A 16,660-nucleotide genomic window follows, 5' to 3' on the forward strand; every position below is an offset into this window, starting at 1 on the left:
CTGCCGACGACCGGCGCGTACGCGCCGGTCGTCGGCAGGGCCCGACGCTGCCCGGTCCGCGCTACACGCCGGTGGCGCCGTCGATGCGTTCCCGCACCAGATCGGCGTGGCCGTTGTGGCGGGCGTACTCCTCGATCATGTGGACGTAGATCCAGCGGAGGTTGACGTCCTGCTCCATGAAGCGACCAGTGTCGGTCAGCGCACGGTCGGCGCAGAGCTCGCGGGCGCGGGCGATCTCCGTCTGCCAGATGGCGAGGGCGTCGCCCAAGGTGGCGCCCTCGGCCAGTTCGAAGCCGCCGTCGGGGGCGGACGGGTCGGCCTGCGGGTCGAAGATGGGCGGGGCCTGTTCTCCGGCGAACACTCGGCGGAACCAGTTCCGTTCCACCTCTGCCATGTGCTGTACGAGGCCGGTCAACGTGAAGCCGGACGGCGGCACGGACGCGACGGCCGCCTGCTCGTCGTCCAGGCCCTCGCACTTCATGGCCAGAGTGGTGCGGTGGAAGCCGAGCCAGCTCTCCAGCGTGGTGCGCTCGTCGGCGTTCAGCGGTGGCATAAGGCGTTCGACGGTGCTCATTGGTCGATTATCGCCAGCGGTCGAAGCCATCGGCAGGCAGGGCCGACGACGGGGCGAACGTTTCCTGATGCGGCACTGGTGTCCTCCCGCGCCGGCTGCACCCCGAGCGCCGCCAGGCCCCCACCGGGCGAACACGTGCCCCGCGCCGTCCGTACGGCGCGGGGCCGTTCGAGCGTGCCGGGGTCGGCCGGTCAGAGGCCGATGTCCGTCAGCCACTGACCGGTGGTACGGGTGGTGAGACCGAGCAGCTTCCGGGCGGAGTTCTCGGGCGTGATCGAGAGGTCGGCGAGCGCGCTCAGCGCCTCGTAGACGGCGGCGACGCCGGCGGCGGGGCCTTCGCCGATGAAGGGGGCGACCGAGGCGCGGAACTGCTCGGGGGTGATCGGCTCGAAGACCACGTCCTTGCCGAAATGGGTGCCGAACGCCGCGGCGAGGTCCGGTCCGGTGGGCGCCGGGTACTGGCCTATGGAGACGCCGCCGGTGACGTCCGGGCGGTCGAACAGGGCGACGACGGCGTCGGCGATGTCCAGGTGCGACGCCCAGGAGACGGGGAAGTCGGCGCGGATCGGGTAGGGCAGCGCGCCCCGCTCGTGCACCGTGCCGATGACGAACGGCAGGAGCAGGTTCTCCAGGTACAGCGTGGGCTCGATCACCGCGTGCGACACCCCGCTGTCCGCCAGGCCGCGGACCAGCTCCGAGGCCGCGCCACCGGTGCCCGGGTCGGTCGGGGCACCGCTGGTGGAGAACACCACGCGGGCCGGGCGGGCCTCGCGCAGGGCGGCGAGGATGTTGCGCGCATACGTCCGGCGGTCCTCTTCGGAAGCCATCGGCAGGTGGACGAACACGCCCTCGGCGCCGCGGTAGGCGCGGGTCAGCTCCGCGACGGAGTCGTATCCGGCCACCACCACGCGCGCGCCGTCCACGACGGCGTCGGCGTGGCGGGTCGGAGCGGTCACGGACTTGCCCGCGGCGGCGAGAGCGGCGACGACGGGGGCACCCTGGGCGCCGGTGGCGCCGTGAATCACGTAGGTCATGGCGCCATTAGTGCATGCAGTGCACCAGTTACATCAACTGCACTAATGGGTTACGGTCGACAACGTGACCGAATCCCGTCTGCCCGAGTGCGGTGTCGCCCGCTTCCTCGTCCTGCTCAACGGTCCGTGGGCCACCCTGATCGTGCGGGAACTGCTGCACGGCCCCCACCGCTTCAACCAGCTGCGCGAGGCCCTGCCCGGGATCAGCCCGCACACCCTGACCAGCCGGCTGCGCCAGTTCGAGCGACACGGCATCGTCACCCGCACGACCTACGCGGAGATCCCCCCTCGCGTCGAGTACGCGCTCACCCCGCTCGGCGAAGGGCTGCGCGACGTCCTCGAAGCCATGGGCACCTGGGCCACGGCGGTGCCGGACCCCGCGGCCGACGCCACCGGCTGATCCACTGGTCCTCAGGCGTTCCCGGGGCCCGGAACCAGCTGGTTCCGGGCCCCGGGCGTGCCTCGGTTCGGCTGTGCGGCGGGATGCCGCACAGAAGGAAGGATGGCCGGGTGCGACGGCCGCGGCTCTCAAGTGAAGACGGCATCTCTGGCGGCGCGGGCCAGTACCCCCTGCGCCGTGTGCGGGATGCCGAGCCGGTTCCAGTGGAAGATCACGTGGTAGGCGAGGACGCGCCGCAGGCCGCGTTCGAGCGTGCCTGCCCGTGCGGCGGCACCGAGGGCTGTCCCGGCCTTGCGGAAAGCGCCCGCCCAGTGGGCGGCGAACGCGGCAGGGCCTCCGTCGTGGAACAAGGCACCGGCCGGTTCGGTGTCAGCGAGGAGCAACTGCCTGATCTGGTTCGTCAGCCGGGGTAGTCGGTCGAGCGAAACCCGGTCCGGCAGGGGGCGTTCCTGGCCGACGCGCTGCCAGACATCGCCCATTTCGTACCACTCCAGCCCGGCGGCGTGGAACATCGTGGTGCACAGCAGCACGGACAGTTCGCGGCGGCCGAGCGGCCATGGCTCGCTCTCGGAGTGCTGGAGGATGGCGTGGCTGTCGGCGTGGAACAGGCCGCCCGCGACGATCATCGCGTCCTCGCCGCCGAACGCGAGGGTCTCCGGCTCGTACCGGCCCGTCCACCAGCGGACCGCTCCGTCGGCGGCGAGGGCGTCCAGGACGTCGGCCACGGCGGCGGGGCCGTCGCCCCGGCGGGGGTCGTGGTGGAGGCGGAGCCGCCAACAGGGGTGCTTGCGGATGAACCACCAGGTCGCACCCGTGGCTTCAGCGGCATGGAGAGCGGGTGCGAGCTGCCGGGCGGCGACAGTCTCGGCGGTGGGCCAGTCGGTGAACTGGATGTACGCCTGCCAGCAGGTAGCGACGGTCTGCTGGTGGAGGGCATCCCGGCCGGCCTGCCGGTAGACCTCGACAGCGGCGGTCAACTGGTGCGGATCGAGTCCGGTGAGGGCAGCCGCGTCGGTGACAGGTGTTCCGGCGAGGACGTGCAGGACCGCGGCTTCGACGCGGCCGGGGTCGGGCCGCAGCGTGACGGGGTCTGCGTGGGTGGCGGTCAGTCGATCAGCAGGCATGCGTCCCATCCGGTGGCGGGTGGTTGGTTCGTGGCGTGGGTGGCCTCGGCGAGTGCGGTTCCGGCGCGGCCGTTCAGGAAGCCATCGCCATGGTTGTCGGCGGAGTGCCGGCGCAGCCGCTCTCCCAGGGCAGGGAGGGCCCGGTGCAGGTCACTGGTGGTGGCGTCCTGGGCGGCGCGCCAGAGGGTCTGGTAGAGCCCTGCCCAGCCGTGGCACAGGCCGGGGTCGGTGACCTGACGGAGCTGGGCGGGGTCGGCCGCGCAGTCGGCTAGGGCCTGTTCCCAGACGTGTTGCTGCTGCTCCTCGCCGAGTGCGAGCGCGGCGAGCTGTCCGGCGCGAGCGATACCAGGGGTGCCGTAGCACCAGCTCGGGCGGCCGGGGTGCGACTGGATGGGACGCCCGGCGGTGATCTCCGTCGCGGTGATGGTCTCGGGCCACCAGACCCCTGCCGGGCCGTGTTGCCGCCACGATCGGAGCCAGGCGTGGACGGTGCGGATGGCGTCGAGGTGGCCGACAACGGTCAGCCCTTGGCGGGCGGCCTGGGCGAGCAGCAACAGCGGTCCGGTGACGCCGTGGGCCGCTCCGAGGTTGAGGTGTGGCGGGCCGTCGTGCGTGCCGCCGCGCAAACGTGGGCCGTGGCCGACCCACCAGCCCGGAATCCGCTGCTCGTGGTGCTCCAGTGGACGGGTCAGCGCGACCAGGTAGGTCAGGATGTGTTCGAGGGCCGTGCTGCCGGGTTGGGTGCGCAGCAGGAGCGCGCCGATCCCGGTGAGCCCGTACAGCAGGTCGTACTCGTTGAAGCGTGTGGGACGGCCGGAGGTGATGCGCGCGAGGCCGTCACAGGCTCGCTGGTGGGCGATGTTCCGTACGTGTTTGTCCAGCGCGGTGCGGGCTGCCTGGTAGCGCTCGGGCGGGTCGGCGGCGGCGTGCAGGACGAACGCGACTGCCGGGACACCGAGGAAGAGCCCCGCGCTCGGGCTGCCGTTCAGCTCATGGGCGGTCGCTCGGGAGATCCAGGCGTGTGCCGCCCGCCAGTCACCGCCGCCGGTGCGGGCGCGTTCGACGTGCAGCAGCGCCGTCCCGGCCGCCCCGCTGTCGAGGCTCTGCGCCGCCCATGCCTGTTCGTCCTCGGCAGCGGAACGGGGTGTTGTCATGACGGCCTCCGGGCGGCCTCGGACAGCGCGCAGGACCGCGCCAGCCGCTCGGTGACGCGCTCACGGGAGGGGTCGGCGGCAACCGCACGTAGGTGGTGCCCGTGCAGCAGGGACCGCAGCACCGTCACCGGGGCGCGGCCCTGCTGGTCGAGCTGGGCCCCGTAGGCGGCCAGGGCGGCGGCGCGCCGCCGCCAGGTGTCGGCGATCACGTCACCACCGGGCAGTTCGCACAGGGCCGGTGACGGCCCGTTCCAGCCGGCCAGTGGTCCGGTGGTCCTCCGCAGCTCCGGGTCGGCGGGTCCGGTGCGCTGGGGCAGCACCGCGCACAGCAGACGCGGGGCGTGGGCCGGGTCGGGCGCGAGCGCGGCGGTGAGATCGACCATGCTGGCCGCGGCGAGTGCCTGCGCGGGGACACCGGAGGCTTGAGCCGTGCGGATCTGGGCGATGGCGGCGGCACTGTCTGCGGCGAACACGGCATGGGCGGCTTCCAGAGCGGGACCGTCTCCGTACCGGCCGGCCTGGGGCTGGTAGCCGGTCAGGGACAGCTGAGCGAGGAGACGACGGCCGCGCAGCCGAACCGCCCACGCTTCGATCCCGTGCAGTACTTCGTCGCCGTGCTCGTACGGTGCTCGCCAGAACAGGTCGAGGCGCTGGTCGGCGTCGGGGCGCGCGGTGTCCTTGAACCGTTGGAACCACACGGTTTCGGACGCGAGGCCTTCGAGGAGGGCGGGCAGGTGCTGAGTCAGGATCTCGTCCCAGCGGTCCGGATGGCCGAGCAACTGTGCGTGGAGCACCTTGATGTCCTGCGGCGGCAGGGTGGGGGCGGGGGCGGCGAGTGGTCGGCTTCCTGCGGTTCGGCCGCCTGCCGGTGGCGTGGTGGGCTGGTGGTGGAGCGCGAGGAGGACTTCGTGGGGGCGGCCGAGCCAGCCGCACGCGTTCGGGGCGGGGACGCGCCGCAACTCCACGGGTCCGGTGGAGCGGGCGAGGCGTGAGCGAAGGAGCTGCCGGTCGACGGGGCGGGTCAGGTCGAGCGGAAGGCGCTGTTCGCCTTCGGCGATCGCGACATGGTCGGGCATCCGCCAGCGTGCCCGCCAGGTGTCCAGGGCCTCGTCCCACTCCGGGGCCACGGCTGTCCGGCCGGGCAGTGCTGATGCCGGTAGGAGCCAACGGGGTTGGGCGAGGAGTGTGCGCCGGTAGCGGACGCCGGGCAGGTAGGGCAGGTTCGCGGCGGCGCCGAAGTCGAAGGCGGTGTAGACCGGGCAGCGGGCCGAGGTCAGTTCGGCGAGGAACCGCGCGAGCGGAGGAGTGTGCCTGCCGGCCTCCAGGGCGTGCAGGACGCGCGGCTCGACTGGCTGGCCGGAGGCCAGATCGACCAGGTGGAAGCGGTGGGTGTCGATCGTGACGCCGAGGTCCGCCACGGCGATCACACCGGGGCCGCTTCCGTGATAGTCGCCGAGGGGGATGATGTCCGGCAGCAGCTGGGGGCAGCGGACGAGCATGTCGTCGCGGCGTCGCCGCGGTGCGAAGGACAACTGGACCGCGGTGGTGTCGGTGCCCGTCCGGAAGCTGTCCGCCCACTGCCGGCGCTCGTGGTCGTCGAGCAGGTGGGTGAAGCGCCCGGCCATGCTGCTGGCGGGGCGGGGCGCGCCGGTGACGGCGAGTTCGAACCGGCCCCGGGCCAGGTCTTCGAGGGCTGGAGCGTGGACCTCGAAGCACACCTCGATGCGGTCCGCCCACACGGGATCGTCCTGCCAGTCGGCGAGGTCGCCGATCACGGTGTCCGTCAGCACGATCTCGTCGCTGCCGTCCACCAGTGCCTGTTGGATCAGCGTCAGCAGCGCCGTGTCGCGGCCGGTGGCCGGACGCGGAGCGGTCCGCCGGGCCGAGCCGAGGAAGTCGGCCGGCCAGCCGAGTCCGCTGTCGGCGACCAGCTCCAACACCTGGACGAGTGCGCCGACGCCGTACCGGGCCCGGAACCGGGCGAAGTAGTCACGCCACCGTGCGGAACCGTAGGGGTGCGCGGAGACCGCGACCAGGGTGGCAGCGGCGGCCTCGGCCTCGCGGACCACCGAGTTGGGAAGCCGCACCTGGGCGTCCAGCCGGACGTCGGCCATCACGGGGACGGTGTCACCGTGGTGCACCGCCCGCATCTGCTGCATCACCGTCGTGGCCTCGGTGTCGGGGCGCCCGAGCGCGGCCCTGATGTGTTCCAGGTCGGCAGTCAGGTCGGCGGTTTCCGGAAGGTCACCGGCACGGGCGTCGTTCAGGACGGCGCACACATGTCCGAGCGCGTCCGGCACGGTCATCGGCGGCCACAGGGCCGTCACCAGGAACTGCTGCTCCACCAGGCCGGTCAGCAGGCCGTCCAACCGCGCCCGGTGCACCGTCGGGTAGCGTTCGGCCAGCGCCTCCCGAACCGCGCAGTAGGGCACCGGCTCGGCGGCGAGCTCCAACGCGAACAGGACCGGGGCGGTAGCGCGTGCGGACACCTCGACAGGCGGCATCTCCGGAGTGTCGCCGCCCGCCGGGACACCGGGTAGCACGACGCGGTCCCCACGCACCGTTACGGTGGTGTTGGCCAGCAACGGCAACCGCTCCAGCAGTTGGGGTACGTTCTCAAGGCGGGCGATGACACCCGCGAGCCAGGCCCCGTCCGCGCGCAGTATCCGATCGTGCCGGGCGCCCCACGCGGTGGCGGCCGTGCCTCCGACCTCCACGCCGGTCACACCCGCGAAGCCGCCGAACGGCGTTGCCCGCCGCTGCCAGCGCGTCAGGTAGGCGGTGAGCGACAGCACCAGGCGGCGCACGCGCCGAGGGCTGCCCGCGCCCCCGATCGCGCGCTGGATCTCCGGTCCGAGCACAGGACTGGCCAGCAGCACGGTCTCGCGGATCAGCGGGTGGTTCCACACCTCGGCCAGCCACTTCCGGGCCTGTGCGGTGGCATCCTCGCCACCCGGGTCGGGGCCGGCCGGTAGCTCCAGGCCGTCCGGGAAGGTGCTGGCGCGGAGCATGGCCGCGCCGCTGAATCGGTACACCGGTGTCGCCTCGTTCACGTTTCCCCCTGCCGGTGCGGATGATGGCCCTTCCGGTGGTGCGGGTGGGCCGAAGCATGCCTTCGACCCACCCGCACCGCGCCTCAGCCGCCGGTCAGGAGGGGTCCTGGATGGACGAGCCGCACGCGCTGGAACCCGTCGCGCAGGTGCTGCCGCAGCCGTCGTTGGTGGCGCACATCAGCTTCCCGCTCGGGTGCGCGGCGACGATGACCTTGATGTCGAGGTCGAACAGGTCGTCCTCGACGGCCGTGCACCCGGCCAGCAGAGCCGTCATGGTGGTCACTCTCCTTGATGGTTGGGGTGGTACAGGACGCCTGGCCTGCGATTACGGCGCGGGCCAGGAGATCGTGATCCGGCTGTTGCGCTTGTTGACGACCCGCTCGCGGGTCAGCTGGTCGTCGGGAGTGCCGACCGGGTGGACTGCGAAGACGGGGCCGGTACCGGCGCGTTGCGCCCGGTCCCACTCCCGGATGTGGCCGGCGATCGTCTCGGCCAGCTCGGTGGCCTGCGGCCCCAGCGCGTGGACGCCGAACTCCAGCCGGCTTCCCGCGTCGATGCGCCGCCAGGTGACGTAACCGAAGGAGCCGCGATCGACGGCGGCCATGGAGAACCACTTGTTCGCCGGGGCGACGAGGCCGGTGTCCAGGTCCTCGCGGACGGTCATGATGCAGAACCCGTCCAGCTGCGTGGCGAGCCACATCTGCAGGGAGTCGAAGGGCTCCCGCATCCCCATCGTCACCCCGGTCCACGTCTCGGACCTGGGCGTCCTCACGGCGTTGTTCAGGTCACCGGGGTCGCCCATGACCTCGTCGTCGAACTTGAGGGCGATCTCCTCGGTGCCGGTCACCAGCAGGACCTGGGTGTGGTGCTCGTCCGTGCCCTGCATGGGCACGAAGCCGCACACCCGGACCGATTCGCTCTCCAGCCGGTCACCGTGGCGGACGAAGGCGATCGAGCGAGTCAGGCCGCGTACGCGCAGGGGTACCACGAGTCGGCCGCCTTCGGCGAGCTGGTCGAGCCAGGCCGGGGCGATGTCCCACGCTCCGGCCGTCACCACGATGGCGTCGAACGGAGCACGCTCCGGGACGCCCACCGCGGCGTCCCCGGTCACCACCCGGGCGGCGCCGTAGCCATGCTGGTTGAGGAGCCGCCCGGCCCGCTCGGTGACGTCCGGGTCGATGTCCATCGTGGTGACCTGGCCGTCGTCGCCGACCAGTTCCGCGATGAGCGCGGCGTTGTAGCCGCCCGAGCCGATCTCCAGCACGTTCATGCCGGGGCCGATGGCGGCCTGCTCCAGCATGAAGGCCTGGATCTGCGGAGCGGAGACCGAACTCATCGCCACGCCGTGGTCGCTGACCTTCGTCACCACCGCGTCGAAGGCGGCGTAGGCCTTCTCCAGCGGCGCTTCCGGGGTGAACTCGTGGCGGGGCACCTTGCGCAGTGCCGCCTTCACCAGGGGCGAAGTGAGGTCCCCGGATTGCTCCAACTCGGTGATCATCTGCTCGCGCAGGCGTTCGGGGGAGGTCTCGGGGTTGATGGCCGCCTCCGCGGTGTTCGTCATTGCGGGCTTCTCTCTCGTGCGATGATCACTTCAACTCGCGTGCTGTATAGCCGAGTTGGTGCGCGCAAGCCTACGGGCTCCGCTCATGGTTCCCTGCTCGACCTGATCCGCAGGCCGTCCCTCCGGGGACCGGAACCGAACGGTTCCGGGCCCCGGAGCACCCGCCTCTGCTTATTCGGCGGGGGTGCCGCGGAGGAGGAAGGGGAGGTGGATGCCGCGGGTGAGGGCGGTGAGGGCGTGGGTGGTGCGGCGGTGCTGGTCGGGGGCCATGGCGTCGGGGAGCTGGTGGGGGTGGAGCCAGTGGAGGGCGGTGATGGTGGCGGGGGGCTGGTGGCGGGCGACGATGTCCTCCTGGGAACTGGTCAAACGACCGCCCCAGTAGACGAAGTTGATGCCCTCGGGGAGGTTTCGGGCGTCGACGTAGTCGGTGGCGAGGATGTGGCGCAGGGGGAGGGCGAGGCCGGTTTCGGTCTCGGTGTGGCGGCGGGCGGCGAGGTGGGGGAGTTCGTTGGCCTCGGCGCTGCCGCCGGGGAGGATGAGGCCGGTCTTGTAGGTGGTGGCGACGAGGAGGACGGCGCCGTCGCGGTTGAGGATGAGGGTCTGCTGGCCGAGGCGGCGGCGGGGCGGGTGGGTGAGGAGGGCGGGGAGGGTGTGTGGCATGTGGTGCTCCTGAGGGGTGGGGTCAGTTCTCGTCCGGGTCGTCGGAGGAGAGCCAGGTGAAGCAGGCGGGCAGGCCGGCGCAGACGCCGGCGGCCAGGATGAGCCCGAAGATGAGGAGTTGGGGGCCTGGTGGTCCGTTGCGGATGGGCCAGCAGACGAGGGTGGCGGCGAGGGCGCTGAGGGTGGGGACGCCGAGGAGGGCGGCCGCCAGTTTGAGGGGGCGGTTCACGCCACGTCGGCGGTGCGGGGCCGGCTGGGGTGCTGGACGGTGGTGAAGCGGGGTTCGGTGAGGGCCTGGATGTGGTCGGGTTCGGTGGTCCACTCGCAGCCGCCGCCCTCGGGCCGGAGGTAGGCGAGCCCGGCGAGGGTGTCCATGTAGACGGCCTCGACGGGCCGGCCGGAGAAGTCACGGTGCCCGAGGTCGAGAACGACCTCCCCCACGGTGGGGGAATAGGCAGGAATGCGGGGGCGGCTGGGCATGTTGGCTCCATTGGTTGCGCAGGGTCCCGGATATCTCACGGGGTGTAGCCATAGTGACCCGTTCCGGTTTACGATGGCCAGGGTCTGAACGTTGACCAATTGGGCGCGTGAAAGGTGCCAGCGTTCATGGACGAGCTCGTTGTTGACGCGGTGTCATCTCCTGCCGTTCGCTTCGGTCTGGAACTTGCCAGGCTGCGACGGGCGCGAGGGTGGTCGCAGGTCGGCCTGGCGAAGCGCATGGGGTACTCCAACACCCTGGTCTCGTACGTCGAACGAGCGAAGCGTCCTCCAACAAGGAACTTCGCTGTTAAAGCCGACCAGGTATTCGAAACCGGAGGCACGTTCTACGAACTCTGGCGCAGGCACGCGAAGGCCAGCCTGCTGGAGGGCTTCCCGGAGTTCGCCGACGGCGAGGCGAAGTGCCGTCGTCTCCGCGAGTTCTCGATGATGATCGTCACCGGGTTGTTCCAGGTGCCGGAGTACGCCGAGGCGCTGGCGTATGCGGCGGTCCAGCGAGGGGCGATCACCCAGTCCGAGGCTGAGCAGCGCGTCGAGTTCGTGTTGGCCCGGCAGCGCCTGTTTGACAGGAAGAGCCCGCCGCTGATCCACATGGTGATGGACGAGACATGCCTGGTCCGGTCGATCGGGGGGCGGCCCGTGATGGTGAAGCAGTTCGATCGCATTGCCGAGCTCGCTTCCCGTCCGAACATCACGGTCCAGGTGGCCCCGTTCTCCCTGGGTGAGCACCTGCCATTCGCGCTGCCGGTGACCTTGCTTGACCTGCCGGATGGATCGGTCGTCGGCTATGCCGAATCGCATGCTCGTGGCTACCTTGAGCGGGTCCGTGAATCGGTCAAGGCGTGGGAGAGGCAGTACGATCAGTTGGTGGTGGAGGCATTGCCCAAGGCGGCCTCCCTGGCGCTGATCCACAAGGCTCGAAAGGAGCTAGCCCCATGAACCTCGACCTGTCTGGCGCATCCTGGGTTAAGTCGTCGTACTCCACGAACGGCGGTCAGTGCGTGGAGGTCTCCGCGAGCTTCCCGGGCGCTGTTCCCGTCCGTGACTCGAAGAACCCCGAGGGCCCGGCCCTCGTCTTCCCGGCCTCCGCCTGGCGCTCTTTCGTCGCCGGTGTGCAGGCGGGCGAGTTCGGCACCGTTTGACGCAAGCTCATCGTGCGGACCCCGACCGGGATTCCCGGTCGGGGTCCGCTGTTTGAGGCGCCGCTCTGCCGCGTTGGGCATGAAGTCCAACGCCGCCACTCCTGTGCAGTCAGTGGTCGGCCTGGTCCAGCACACTGCGGCAGTGAGCCCAGGCCGACTCGGACAGCAGGGGCTGCCATCGGGTGAACAGGTCGAGCAGGTCCGCGCCGTGGCGGAGGCGGGCCTCCGGGCTGACCGCGGCGATGTCCAACTCGTTGGCGGCGGTGATTTCGGCGAAGTCTCGACGCGCTTCGAGGCCTGGATCCAGCGGTGCGCCGGTGAACCGGTCGACGAACGTGCCCCGGTCATCAGTCAGCCCCTGGTAGGAGGACTTGCGGTCGCAGGAGGCGTAGAAGTGGACGAGTGCTTCGGCCTCGGCGCCGATCGCCTCGACCAGTTCGGCCCGGCGCTCGACATCCAACAGCGCGACCGGGAACCCGTCGGTCCCGTAGAACGCGTGACAGAGCCCGGCCGACACCAGCGCCGGGCGAGCACCCCACGAGGCGAGAAGGGCGCTGACTCGCCGCAGGTGCGCCAGCAGTGTTCCGCCGGGGTGTTCGATCCCCTCGGCTCCCACCGCCTTCAAGATCGCCAGTGCCTCTGCGGTCATCTCAACACCACCCGTTCGAACGATCGTTGTCTGATCCGAAGCGCCGATGATCGTAGAACAGAAAGATGCCGATCACGCTGCGGTCGCCTCGCCGCGCTCGACCAACAGGCCGCGTTCGAAGCATGCTCCGGCTCGAAGGAGCGGAACCAGGTGGCGGGACCCGAGATCAACTGTGCGGACCCCGACCGGATTGCCGGTCGGGGTGCGCTGTTTGAGGCATGGTGCTGAGAGACCATCAGTCGGCACTGAGCTGAGAGCCCGCTCAGTGCCGACTGATGCTTCTGCCTGAATGCCGGCCCTCCGTGCTGGCGGCGCTTCAGCGCGGCCAGGTCGCGCGGGCCTGGGTGCTGGCCACCGAACTCGCGGTGAGGTCGCACGCTGATGTCGCGTGGGCCACGGTCGACCGCGCCCTTGCCGCCGCCCAGGCCGGCGGCGACCCGGTCGTCCTGGGCGCGGCGGCGAGAGTGCTGGCGATCACGATGCGGCGGGCCGGTCGGGGTTGTGGTCCTGCCTGCAGTGATCCTACGTCGGACAACGTCGAACTCTCCCGCCCGGTTGGCAGGGACAACGGCGCACGCCGGCAGAGGGGTGATCGGCCCCGATCGGGTTCCCGGGCGGCGTCGACGAGGTCTTCGTCGACGCCGGGGACGTCGAAGGTCATGCCAACTCCAGCAATGGGGACATGAGCATCGGCTCGATACTGGCCGATACGAAGAATGCCGCGAAGGCGACGACGGCCGGATCAGCGCGATGGAATGTCCACGATTTCCCGATAAAAGCCGCACATTCGGCCCCCGTGGCGTCCCTGATGGAGTAGCGCGGCCGCCCCACCTTGGCCGTGATCCGGTTGCCACCCCAGGTCAACGCCACAAAGCGCTTGGACGGCCGTAGCGTGCGAGCGCCGGAGAGGTGACCCGGAACGCCTTGGAGGAGGACGGTCGATTCAGCAGCCACCCGCTTGCGTGCCCCGTAGCCAGGCACTCGCATGTCGTCCACCAGCAGCAAATCAGCTCCGTCCAAAACGAACTCCCACCTCTCCAAGAACTCCCGAGGGTGGGCTGATGCGCTCATCGGCCCCCGAATGACATCGATCATTCCGAGCGGAGAGGTGATCTCCGCCAGCTTCCTTCGTTCCTTCGTCCGAGCCATCCAGTGTCGCCCGGGTGCCAGGACCTTCAGTTCCACTCCTGCTCCCCATGCTCGCTTCCGATACTGATGCCGGGTGGAGGCGTCCACTCACGGATGCCTCCACCCGGCCGCCGGATCCCCGGCCTTCAGAAGGCGAACTCCATCCACCCGAACTGCTTCCTCGGATCATGCTGCGGATCGGCCGGGTGGAGTAGGTGCTCCGCCCGGCCGACTCACCGGCATGTGCTCGGATCCGAGGTTCCGCCGATCCGGCTTCCCCATGGACTGCTTCCTCAGTGGCGCCCGGGACTCCGGACAGGTGTCAGACCGCGCGGGGTCAGGTTGCGGGCCGTGTGCTCGGAGCCTCAGGGTTCCTCGCTGCCGTCCCCTCCCGTGCGGACGAGGGATGCCAGGTAGTGGACGAGGCCCAGGGTGGCCGCGGCGAGGATCCCTCCGGCGCCGGCCCGAACCGAAGTTCCCACGAGGGAATCAGTGGACAGCATGCCGACCGAGTAGAGGCTGAGTACCACCAGGACGGTGAAGCAGAGGACCGCTGTGAGCGCTTTGGCCAAGCGGGAGTGGATCATCGTGCTGTCTCCGGATCTCGTGCTGCGTTCGAAGGACTCGTATTTCGATCACATCTGGGCGCTTGTCGTACCAGCTGCGGGAATTCGGCCTCTCGGGTGCCCTGTCGTCCATGGGCCGAATCACCGGAAATCTCCCGGTTTGGCGGAATTCTCCGACGGCGGCTCGGGAACTGGATTTCCCGCCTCCACCGAGAGCGGGAATCCGCGGCTCGGCGGAAGAGGAGTGCCGGGGGCCTTCGGCGGTCGGCGCCGCTGCTGCCGTCCGTGATCCGAGGGGTCGGAAAGTCCCTGGGGAGATTACCTCCCTGGGGGTACGGGGCGGTGAAGGATCTCTGACACACTCCCAGCTTCCCGGCGGAGATTCCCCGGGATGAATGGGACAGGTGGGACCTTGAAGACGAAGGTACGTCTGATCGCGCTCCTCTTCGCTGTCGTCGGCGGGCTGTTCGGCCTTGCCGCGCCTGCGCACGCCACGGCCAACAACTACGTCGACATCGAGGTGGGCGCCGCTCCGGGCTACTACGACGGCGTCAGCGGCTGTACCGCGACGTTCTCCTACGGGGCGCCCTCCCGCGTGCTCCTGTGCGGGAGCCAGACCACGATCGTGACCTGGGCGGACGGCCGCAAGGAAGTCACCGGACTGGGCACCGACCACGCCGTCTGGACCTCGGCGCAGACCACGGCCGGGGGATCCTGGGCCTCCTGGGTGAGCCTGGGCGGCAGCGGGCTCGATCTGAAGTACGGAGTGGCCTGGCCCAATCCGTCCAGCGTCGGCGCCTGGAGCGGCGACTACCAGTTCTGGTGCCGCACCATGAACGACGGCTGGGGCCCCTGGCACCTCTGCTGACCTCGGGCCTCCGGGCAGCAGGCCCGAACCCCGGGACGGTTCCGGCGTTCTCCGGAACCGTCCCGGTGGGTGTCTCTTCTTCTCTCCGCAGGCTCTACCCGAGCACGTGCACGATCCCGCCCAGCAGGTGGTGGACAGCCGCCCGCAGGGGCAGCACGAGTGGTCCCGCGACCACGGCCACGGTCAGGGCGAGGGCCAGCCGCGGAGTCTCCCGCCGGTGCGGGAGGACGCCGAGGAGGAGCACCAGCGAGGCGATCACCAGGGGCGGCCCCAGCGCCACCACCCAGGCCGGCAGCGGACCGAGGGTCACCGGGGAGCTCAAGGCACCGGACAGGCCCAGCCAGCCGACCGAGAGCAGCAGGCTGAGATCGATCAGCCGGGGTACCGCCGGGGACACCCGGACCCGGCCGTCGAGCTTGCGCCGGAACGAGAACACCATCAGCAGCACCATGACGGACAGGACGGCCAGTTCGACGCGCAGGACGCCCGGGAGGTCGGGCGGGGGAAAGCGCCCGGTGCTGAAGATCCAGGTGACGGCTGCGGCGGGCACACCGAACAGCACGGCCCAGAGCAGGCACATCCGCAGGACCAGGGCCGGAGCGGGTCGCCAGATGCTGCCCGCCGGTGGCACGGTCCGGTCCCGCCCCCGGGTGAGCAGCGCGGCGATCAGCGCGTCCTCGGGCCGGTTCTCCCCGTCGTTCCGCGGTCCCTCGCCGCGCCTGCGGAAGCTGTGCTCCAGTGCCTCGCGGCGCCGGCGCACGGCATGCGGCCGCTGCTCGTGTCCGCGGCTGACGGCGCCGAGGTAGCCGAACACGAGGAGGACGGCGCCGACCGCGCCCACCGCCGGCAGCCGGCCGGCGGGTCCCTCGCCGCTGGGCGGCGCCATCCAGGCGGCGGTGAACGCCACGACGAAGACCGCGAGCAGGGCCATGCCGCGGACGGCGTCGAACGGGGCGGTCAGATCCGAGCGGCCGACTCCGGCGGACGCGCCCACCACCAGCCAGAGCGCGGAGAGCAGTAGCCACTGGGTCGCGACGGCCATCGGCAGCAGGTCCGGCAGCTGTCCGGAGAGGATGTCCCCGACGGCGGCGCCGAACGAGCGGGACTGCCCGCCCGTCCCGAACGCGTAGGCCAGCAGGAGCAGCAGCAACTGCGCCACGCCGAGCAGGCGGCCGGTGTCGTCCCAGAAGTCCCGGGAGGCGACGGCGCGGGCGATGGGCCCGGCCTGGACGCCCAGGAGGATGAGCGCCAGCAGGACCGGTATGGCGATCGCGCCGAAGGCGGCGTCCGGGTCCATGGTGGTCAGATGGGCGGGGATGCCGAGCGCGTCGGCGACGTGCTGCCCGCCCCGGATCACCGCCCCCATCCACGCGGGTCGGGATTCCTCCGGCACCGTGGCGGCGCCGATGACCGTGAGCGCTCTCACCCGTCCCCCCTACGCTCGCGCCTGGACGGCGGCCCCGTCCCACGGGCCCGGGGCCGGCGTTCCGCCTTCGTCCGGACGGGTCGTGACGTCCGGACGCCAGCCCAAGAGTGCCGCTGCGAAGGGTGGTTGGGAACGGCGATCGGGTCCCGTTCACCGAGCGGGGACGGTCCTGTGACAGTGCGACGGCACCGGGGGCGCGCCCGGTGCCGGTGGTGCGGGAGAGGCGAGTTCGGGACCCGCCTGACGCGAGCTCAGTTCGTGTTCCCCGTCCGGGAATCCCGGTCAGGCGACGTACTGGTCCGACGACAGCTCGAACACCCGAACCCGTCGGCCGCAGGTGGGATTCACGGTCTCCCGGACCGGGCGCATCCCCAGCTTGACCATGATCCGTTCGGAGGCGTCGTTGCCGATCTGAGCGATGCTGACGATCCGCTCCAGCCCGCGCTCCTCGAACGCGAACCGGACGGCGGCCGCGGCCGCCTCGGTGGCCAGGCCCCGCCCCCAGTGCGAACGCCCCAGCCGCCAGCCGACCTCGACCGCCGGCAGCACCTCCGGCAGGAAGTGCGGCACCGAGAGGCCGGTGAACCCGGCCAGTTCGCCGGTGGACCGGATCTCCACGGCGAACAGGCCGAAGCCCTGGGACTCCCACTCGCTCTCCCACGCCCGGATCCCGTCGCGGGTCTGCTGCTCGTCACGGACGCTGCCGTCCCGGATCCACCGCATGACCTCGGGATCGGCGTTGACGGCGGCCATGGGAGCGACGTCCTCCTCGCGCCAGCGCCGCAGGATCAAACGGGGAGTCTGAAGGATGACCATCCGACCA

At 70.9% G+C, this 16,660-nt stretch carries 18 protein-coding genes; 4 read left to right on the plus strand and 14 right to left on the minus strand.

Annotation, left to right across the window (positions count from 1 at the left end; translation table 11 throughout):
* Positions 1-61: 61 nt before the first annotated feature.
* Positions 62-574: a DinB family protein gene (locus ABT238_RS05320; RefSeq protein ID WP_350571998.1), complete on the minus strand. Its 513-nt coding sequence runs from the start codon at positions 572-574 to the stop codon at positions 62-64.
* A 191-nt stretch (positions 575-765) separates the two neighbouring features.
* The gene (locus ABT238_RS05325; protein WP_350755585.1) at positions 766-1,608 is read right to left on the minus strand and encodes an NmrA family NAD(P)-binding protein; all 843 of its coding nucleotides are present in this window, start codon (positions 1,606-1,608) and stop codon (positions 766-768) included.
* 64 nt (positions 1,609-1,672) lie between these two features.
* Here ABT238_RS05325 and ABT238_RS05330 point away from each other — a divergent pair, with 64 nt between their 5' ends.
* On the plus strand, positions 1,673-2,008 hold the full coding sequence (locus ABT238_RS05330) for a winged helix-turn-helix transcriptional regulator (protein WP_350755586.1): 336 nt from the start codon (positions 1,673-1,675) through the stop codon (positions 2,006-2,008).
* Between the two features lie 128 nt (positions 2,009-2,136).
* Here the strand turns inward: ABT238_RS05330 and ABT238_RS05335 are convergent, their stop codons facing one another.
* The 8 genes from ABT238_RS05335 to ABT238_RS05370 form a co-directional block, all read right to left on the minus strand.
* Positions 2,137-3,132, minus strand: a complete 996-nt coding sequence (locus ABT238_RS05335) for a thiopeptide-type bacteriocin biosynthesis protein (RefSeq protein ID WP_350755587.1) — start codon at positions 3,130-3,132, stop codon at positions 2,137-2,139.
* Positions 3,114-4,286, minus strand: a complete 1,173-nt coding sequence (locus tag ABT238_RS05340; RefSeq protein ID WP_350755588.1) for a lanthionine synthetase C family protein — start codon at positions 4,284-4,286, stop codon at positions 3,114-3,116. Before ABT238_RS05340 ends, ABT238_RS05335 begins: the two co-directional genes overlap by 19 nt.
* Positions 4,283-7,321: a lantibiotic dehydratase gene (locus ABT238_RS05345; RefSeq protein WP_350755589.1), complete on the minus strand. Its 3,039-nt coding sequence runs from the start codon at positions 7,319-7,321 to the stop codon at positions 4,283-4,285. The genes ABT238_RS05340 and ABT238_RS05345 overlap by 4 nt, the downstream gene beginning before the upstream one ends.
* Positions 7,322-7,433: 112 nt before the next feature.
* Positions 7,434-7,613: an FxLD family lanthipeptide gene (locus ABT238_RS05350; protein ID WP_350755590.1), complete on the minus strand. Its 180-nt coding sequence runs from the start codon at positions 7,611-7,613 to the stop codon at positions 7,434-7,436.
* Between the two features lie 51 nt (positions 7,614-7,664).
* Positions 7,665-8,900, minus strand: a complete 1,236-nt coding sequence (gene fxlM / locus ABT238_RS05355; protein WP_350755591.1) for a methyltransferase, FxLD system — start codon at positions 8,898-8,900, stop codon at positions 7,665-7,667.
* Positions 8,901-9,071: 171 nt separating this feature from the next.
* Complete coding sequence (locus ABT238_RS05360) at positions 9,072-9,560, minus strand: NUDIX domain-containing protein (protein ID WP_350755592.1); 489 nt, start codon at positions 9,558-9,560, stop codon at positions 9,072-9,074.
* 22 nt (positions 9,561-9,582) lie between these two features.
* On the minus strand, positions 9,583-9,789 hold the full coding sequence (locus ABT238_RS05365; protein WP_350755593.1) for a hypothetical protein: 207 nt from the start codon (positions 9,787-9,789) through the stop codon (positions 9,583-9,585).
* Entirely contained in the window at positions 9,786-10,001 is a 216-nt protein-coding gene (locus ABT238_RS05370) for a hypothetical protein (RefSeq protein ID WP_350755594.1), read from the minus strand. The genes ABT238_RS05365 and ABT238_RS05370 overlap by 4 nt, the downstream gene beginning before the upstream one ends.
* Positions 10,002-10,166: 165 nt before the next feature.
* Here ABT238_RS05370 and ABT238_RS05375 point away from each other — a divergent pair, with 165 nt between their 5' ends.
* A complete protein-coding gene (locus tag ABT238_RS05375) occupies positions 10,167-10,997 on the plus strand; it encodes a helix-turn-helix domain-containing protein (protein WP_350572004.1) in 831 nt (276 codons plus the stop codon).
* Positions 10,994-11,200 (plus strand): DUF397 domain-containing protein, encoded by a 207-nt coding sequence (locus ABT238_RS05380; RefSeq protein WP_350755595.1) that lies wholly within the window; start codon positions 10,994-10,996, stop codon positions 11,198-11,200. The genes ABT238_RS05375 and ABT238_RS05380 overlap by 4 nt, the downstream gene beginning before the upstream one ends.
* Before the next feature lie 109 nt (positions 11,201-11,309).
* Here the strand turns inward: ABT238_RS05380 and ABT238_RS05385 are convergent, their stop codons facing one another.
* The gene (locus ABT238_RS05385) at positions 11,310-11,849 is read right to left on the minus strand and encodes a DUF6817 domain-containing protein (protein WP_350755596.1); all 540 of its coding nucleotides are present in this window, start codon (positions 11,847-11,849) and stop codon (positions 11,310-11,312) included.
* A 657-nt stretch (positions 11,850-12,506) separates the two neighbouring features.
* Positions 12,507-13,034 carry a hypothetical protein gene (locus ABT238_RS05390; protein WP_350755597.1) on the minus strand — a complete coding sequence of 176 codons (528 nt, stop codon included), beginning with the start codon at positions 13,032-13,034 and terminating at the stop codon, positions 12,507-12,509.
* 921 nt (positions 13,035-13,955) lie between these two features.
* Here ABT238_RS05390 and ABT238_RS05395 point away from each other — a divergent pair.
* Positions 13,956-14,411, plus strand: a complete 456-nt coding sequence (locus tag ABT238_RS05395; protein WP_350572012.1) for a DUF8189 domain-containing protein — start codon at positions 13,956-13,958, stop codon at positions 14,409-14,411.
* Between the two features lie 94 nt (positions 14,412-14,505).
* On the opposite strand, the gene ABT238_RS05400 is transcribed toward ABT238_RS05395, so the two are convergent.
* Positions 14,506-15,837, minus strand: coding sequence for a hypothetical protein (locus ABT238_RS05400; protein ID WP_350755598.1), 1,332 nt, complete (start codon positions 15,835-15,837; stop codon positions 14,506-14,508).
* A gap of 282 nt (positions 15,838-16,119) precedes the next feature.
* Positions 16,120-16,653, minus strand: a complete 534-nt coding sequence (locus ABT238_RS05405; protein WP_350755599.1) for a GNAT family N-acetyltransferase — start codon at positions 16,651-16,653, stop codon at positions 16,120-16,122.
* Between the last annotated feature and the right edge of the window lie 7 nt (positions 16,654-16,660).

This window comes from Kitasatospora sp. NPDC001527 (assembly GCF_040298605.1).
GTDB lineage: Bacteria > Actinomycetota > Actinomycetes > Streptomycetales > Streptomycetaceae > Kitasatospora.

What these genes read in the sequence shown, in the direction of transcription:
- ABT238_RS05320 (WP_350571998.1), bottom strand. Translation starts at nt 574, where the DNA reads ATGAGCACCGTCGAACGCCTTATGCCACCGCTGAACGCCGACGAGCGC.
- ABT238_RS05325 (WP_350755585.1), bottom strand. Translation starts at nt 1,608, where the DNA reads ATGACCTACGTGATTCACGGCGCCACCGGCGCCCAGGGTGCCCCCGTC.
- ABT238_RS05335 (WP_350755587.1), bottom strand. Translation starts at nt 3,132, where the DNA reads ATGCCTGCTGATCGACTGACCGCCACCCACGCAGACCCCGTCACGCTG.
- ABT238_RS05340 (WP_350755588.1), bottom strand. Translation starts at nt 4,286, where the DNA reads ATGACAACACCCCGTTCCGCTGCCGAGGACGAACAGGCATGGGCGGCG.
- ABT238_RS05350 (WP_350755590.1), bottom strand. Translation starts at nt 7,613, where the DNA reads ATGACGGCTCTGCTGGCCGGGTGCACGGCCGTCGAGGACGACCTGTTC.
- fxlM (WP_350755591.1), bottom strand. Translation starts at nt 8,900, where the DNA reads ATGACGAACACCGCGGAGGCGGCCATCAACCCCGAGACCTCCCCCGAA.
- ABT238_RS05360 (WP_350755592.1), bottom strand. Translation starts at nt 9,560, where the DNA reads ATGCCACACACCCTCCCCGCCCTCCTCACCCACCCGCCCCGCCGCCGC.
- ABT238_RS05375 (WP_350572004.1), top strand. Translation starts at nt 10,167, where the DNA reads ATGGACGAGCTCGTTGTTGACGCGGTGTCATCTCCTGCCGTTCGCTTC.
- ABT238_RS05380 (WP_350755595.1), top strand. Translation starts at nt 10,994, where the DNA reads ATGAACCTCGACCTGTCTGGCGCATCCTGGGTTAAGTCGTCGTACTCC.
- ABT238_RS05385 (WP_350755596.1), bottom strand. Translation starts at nt 11,849, where the DNA reads ATGACCGCAGAGGCACTGGCGATCTTGAAGGCGGTGGGAGCCGAGGGG.
- ABT238_RS05405 (WP_350755599.1), bottom strand. Translation starts at nt 16,653, where the DNA reads ATGGTCATCCTTCAGACTCCCCGTTTGATCCTGCGGCGCTGGCGCGAG.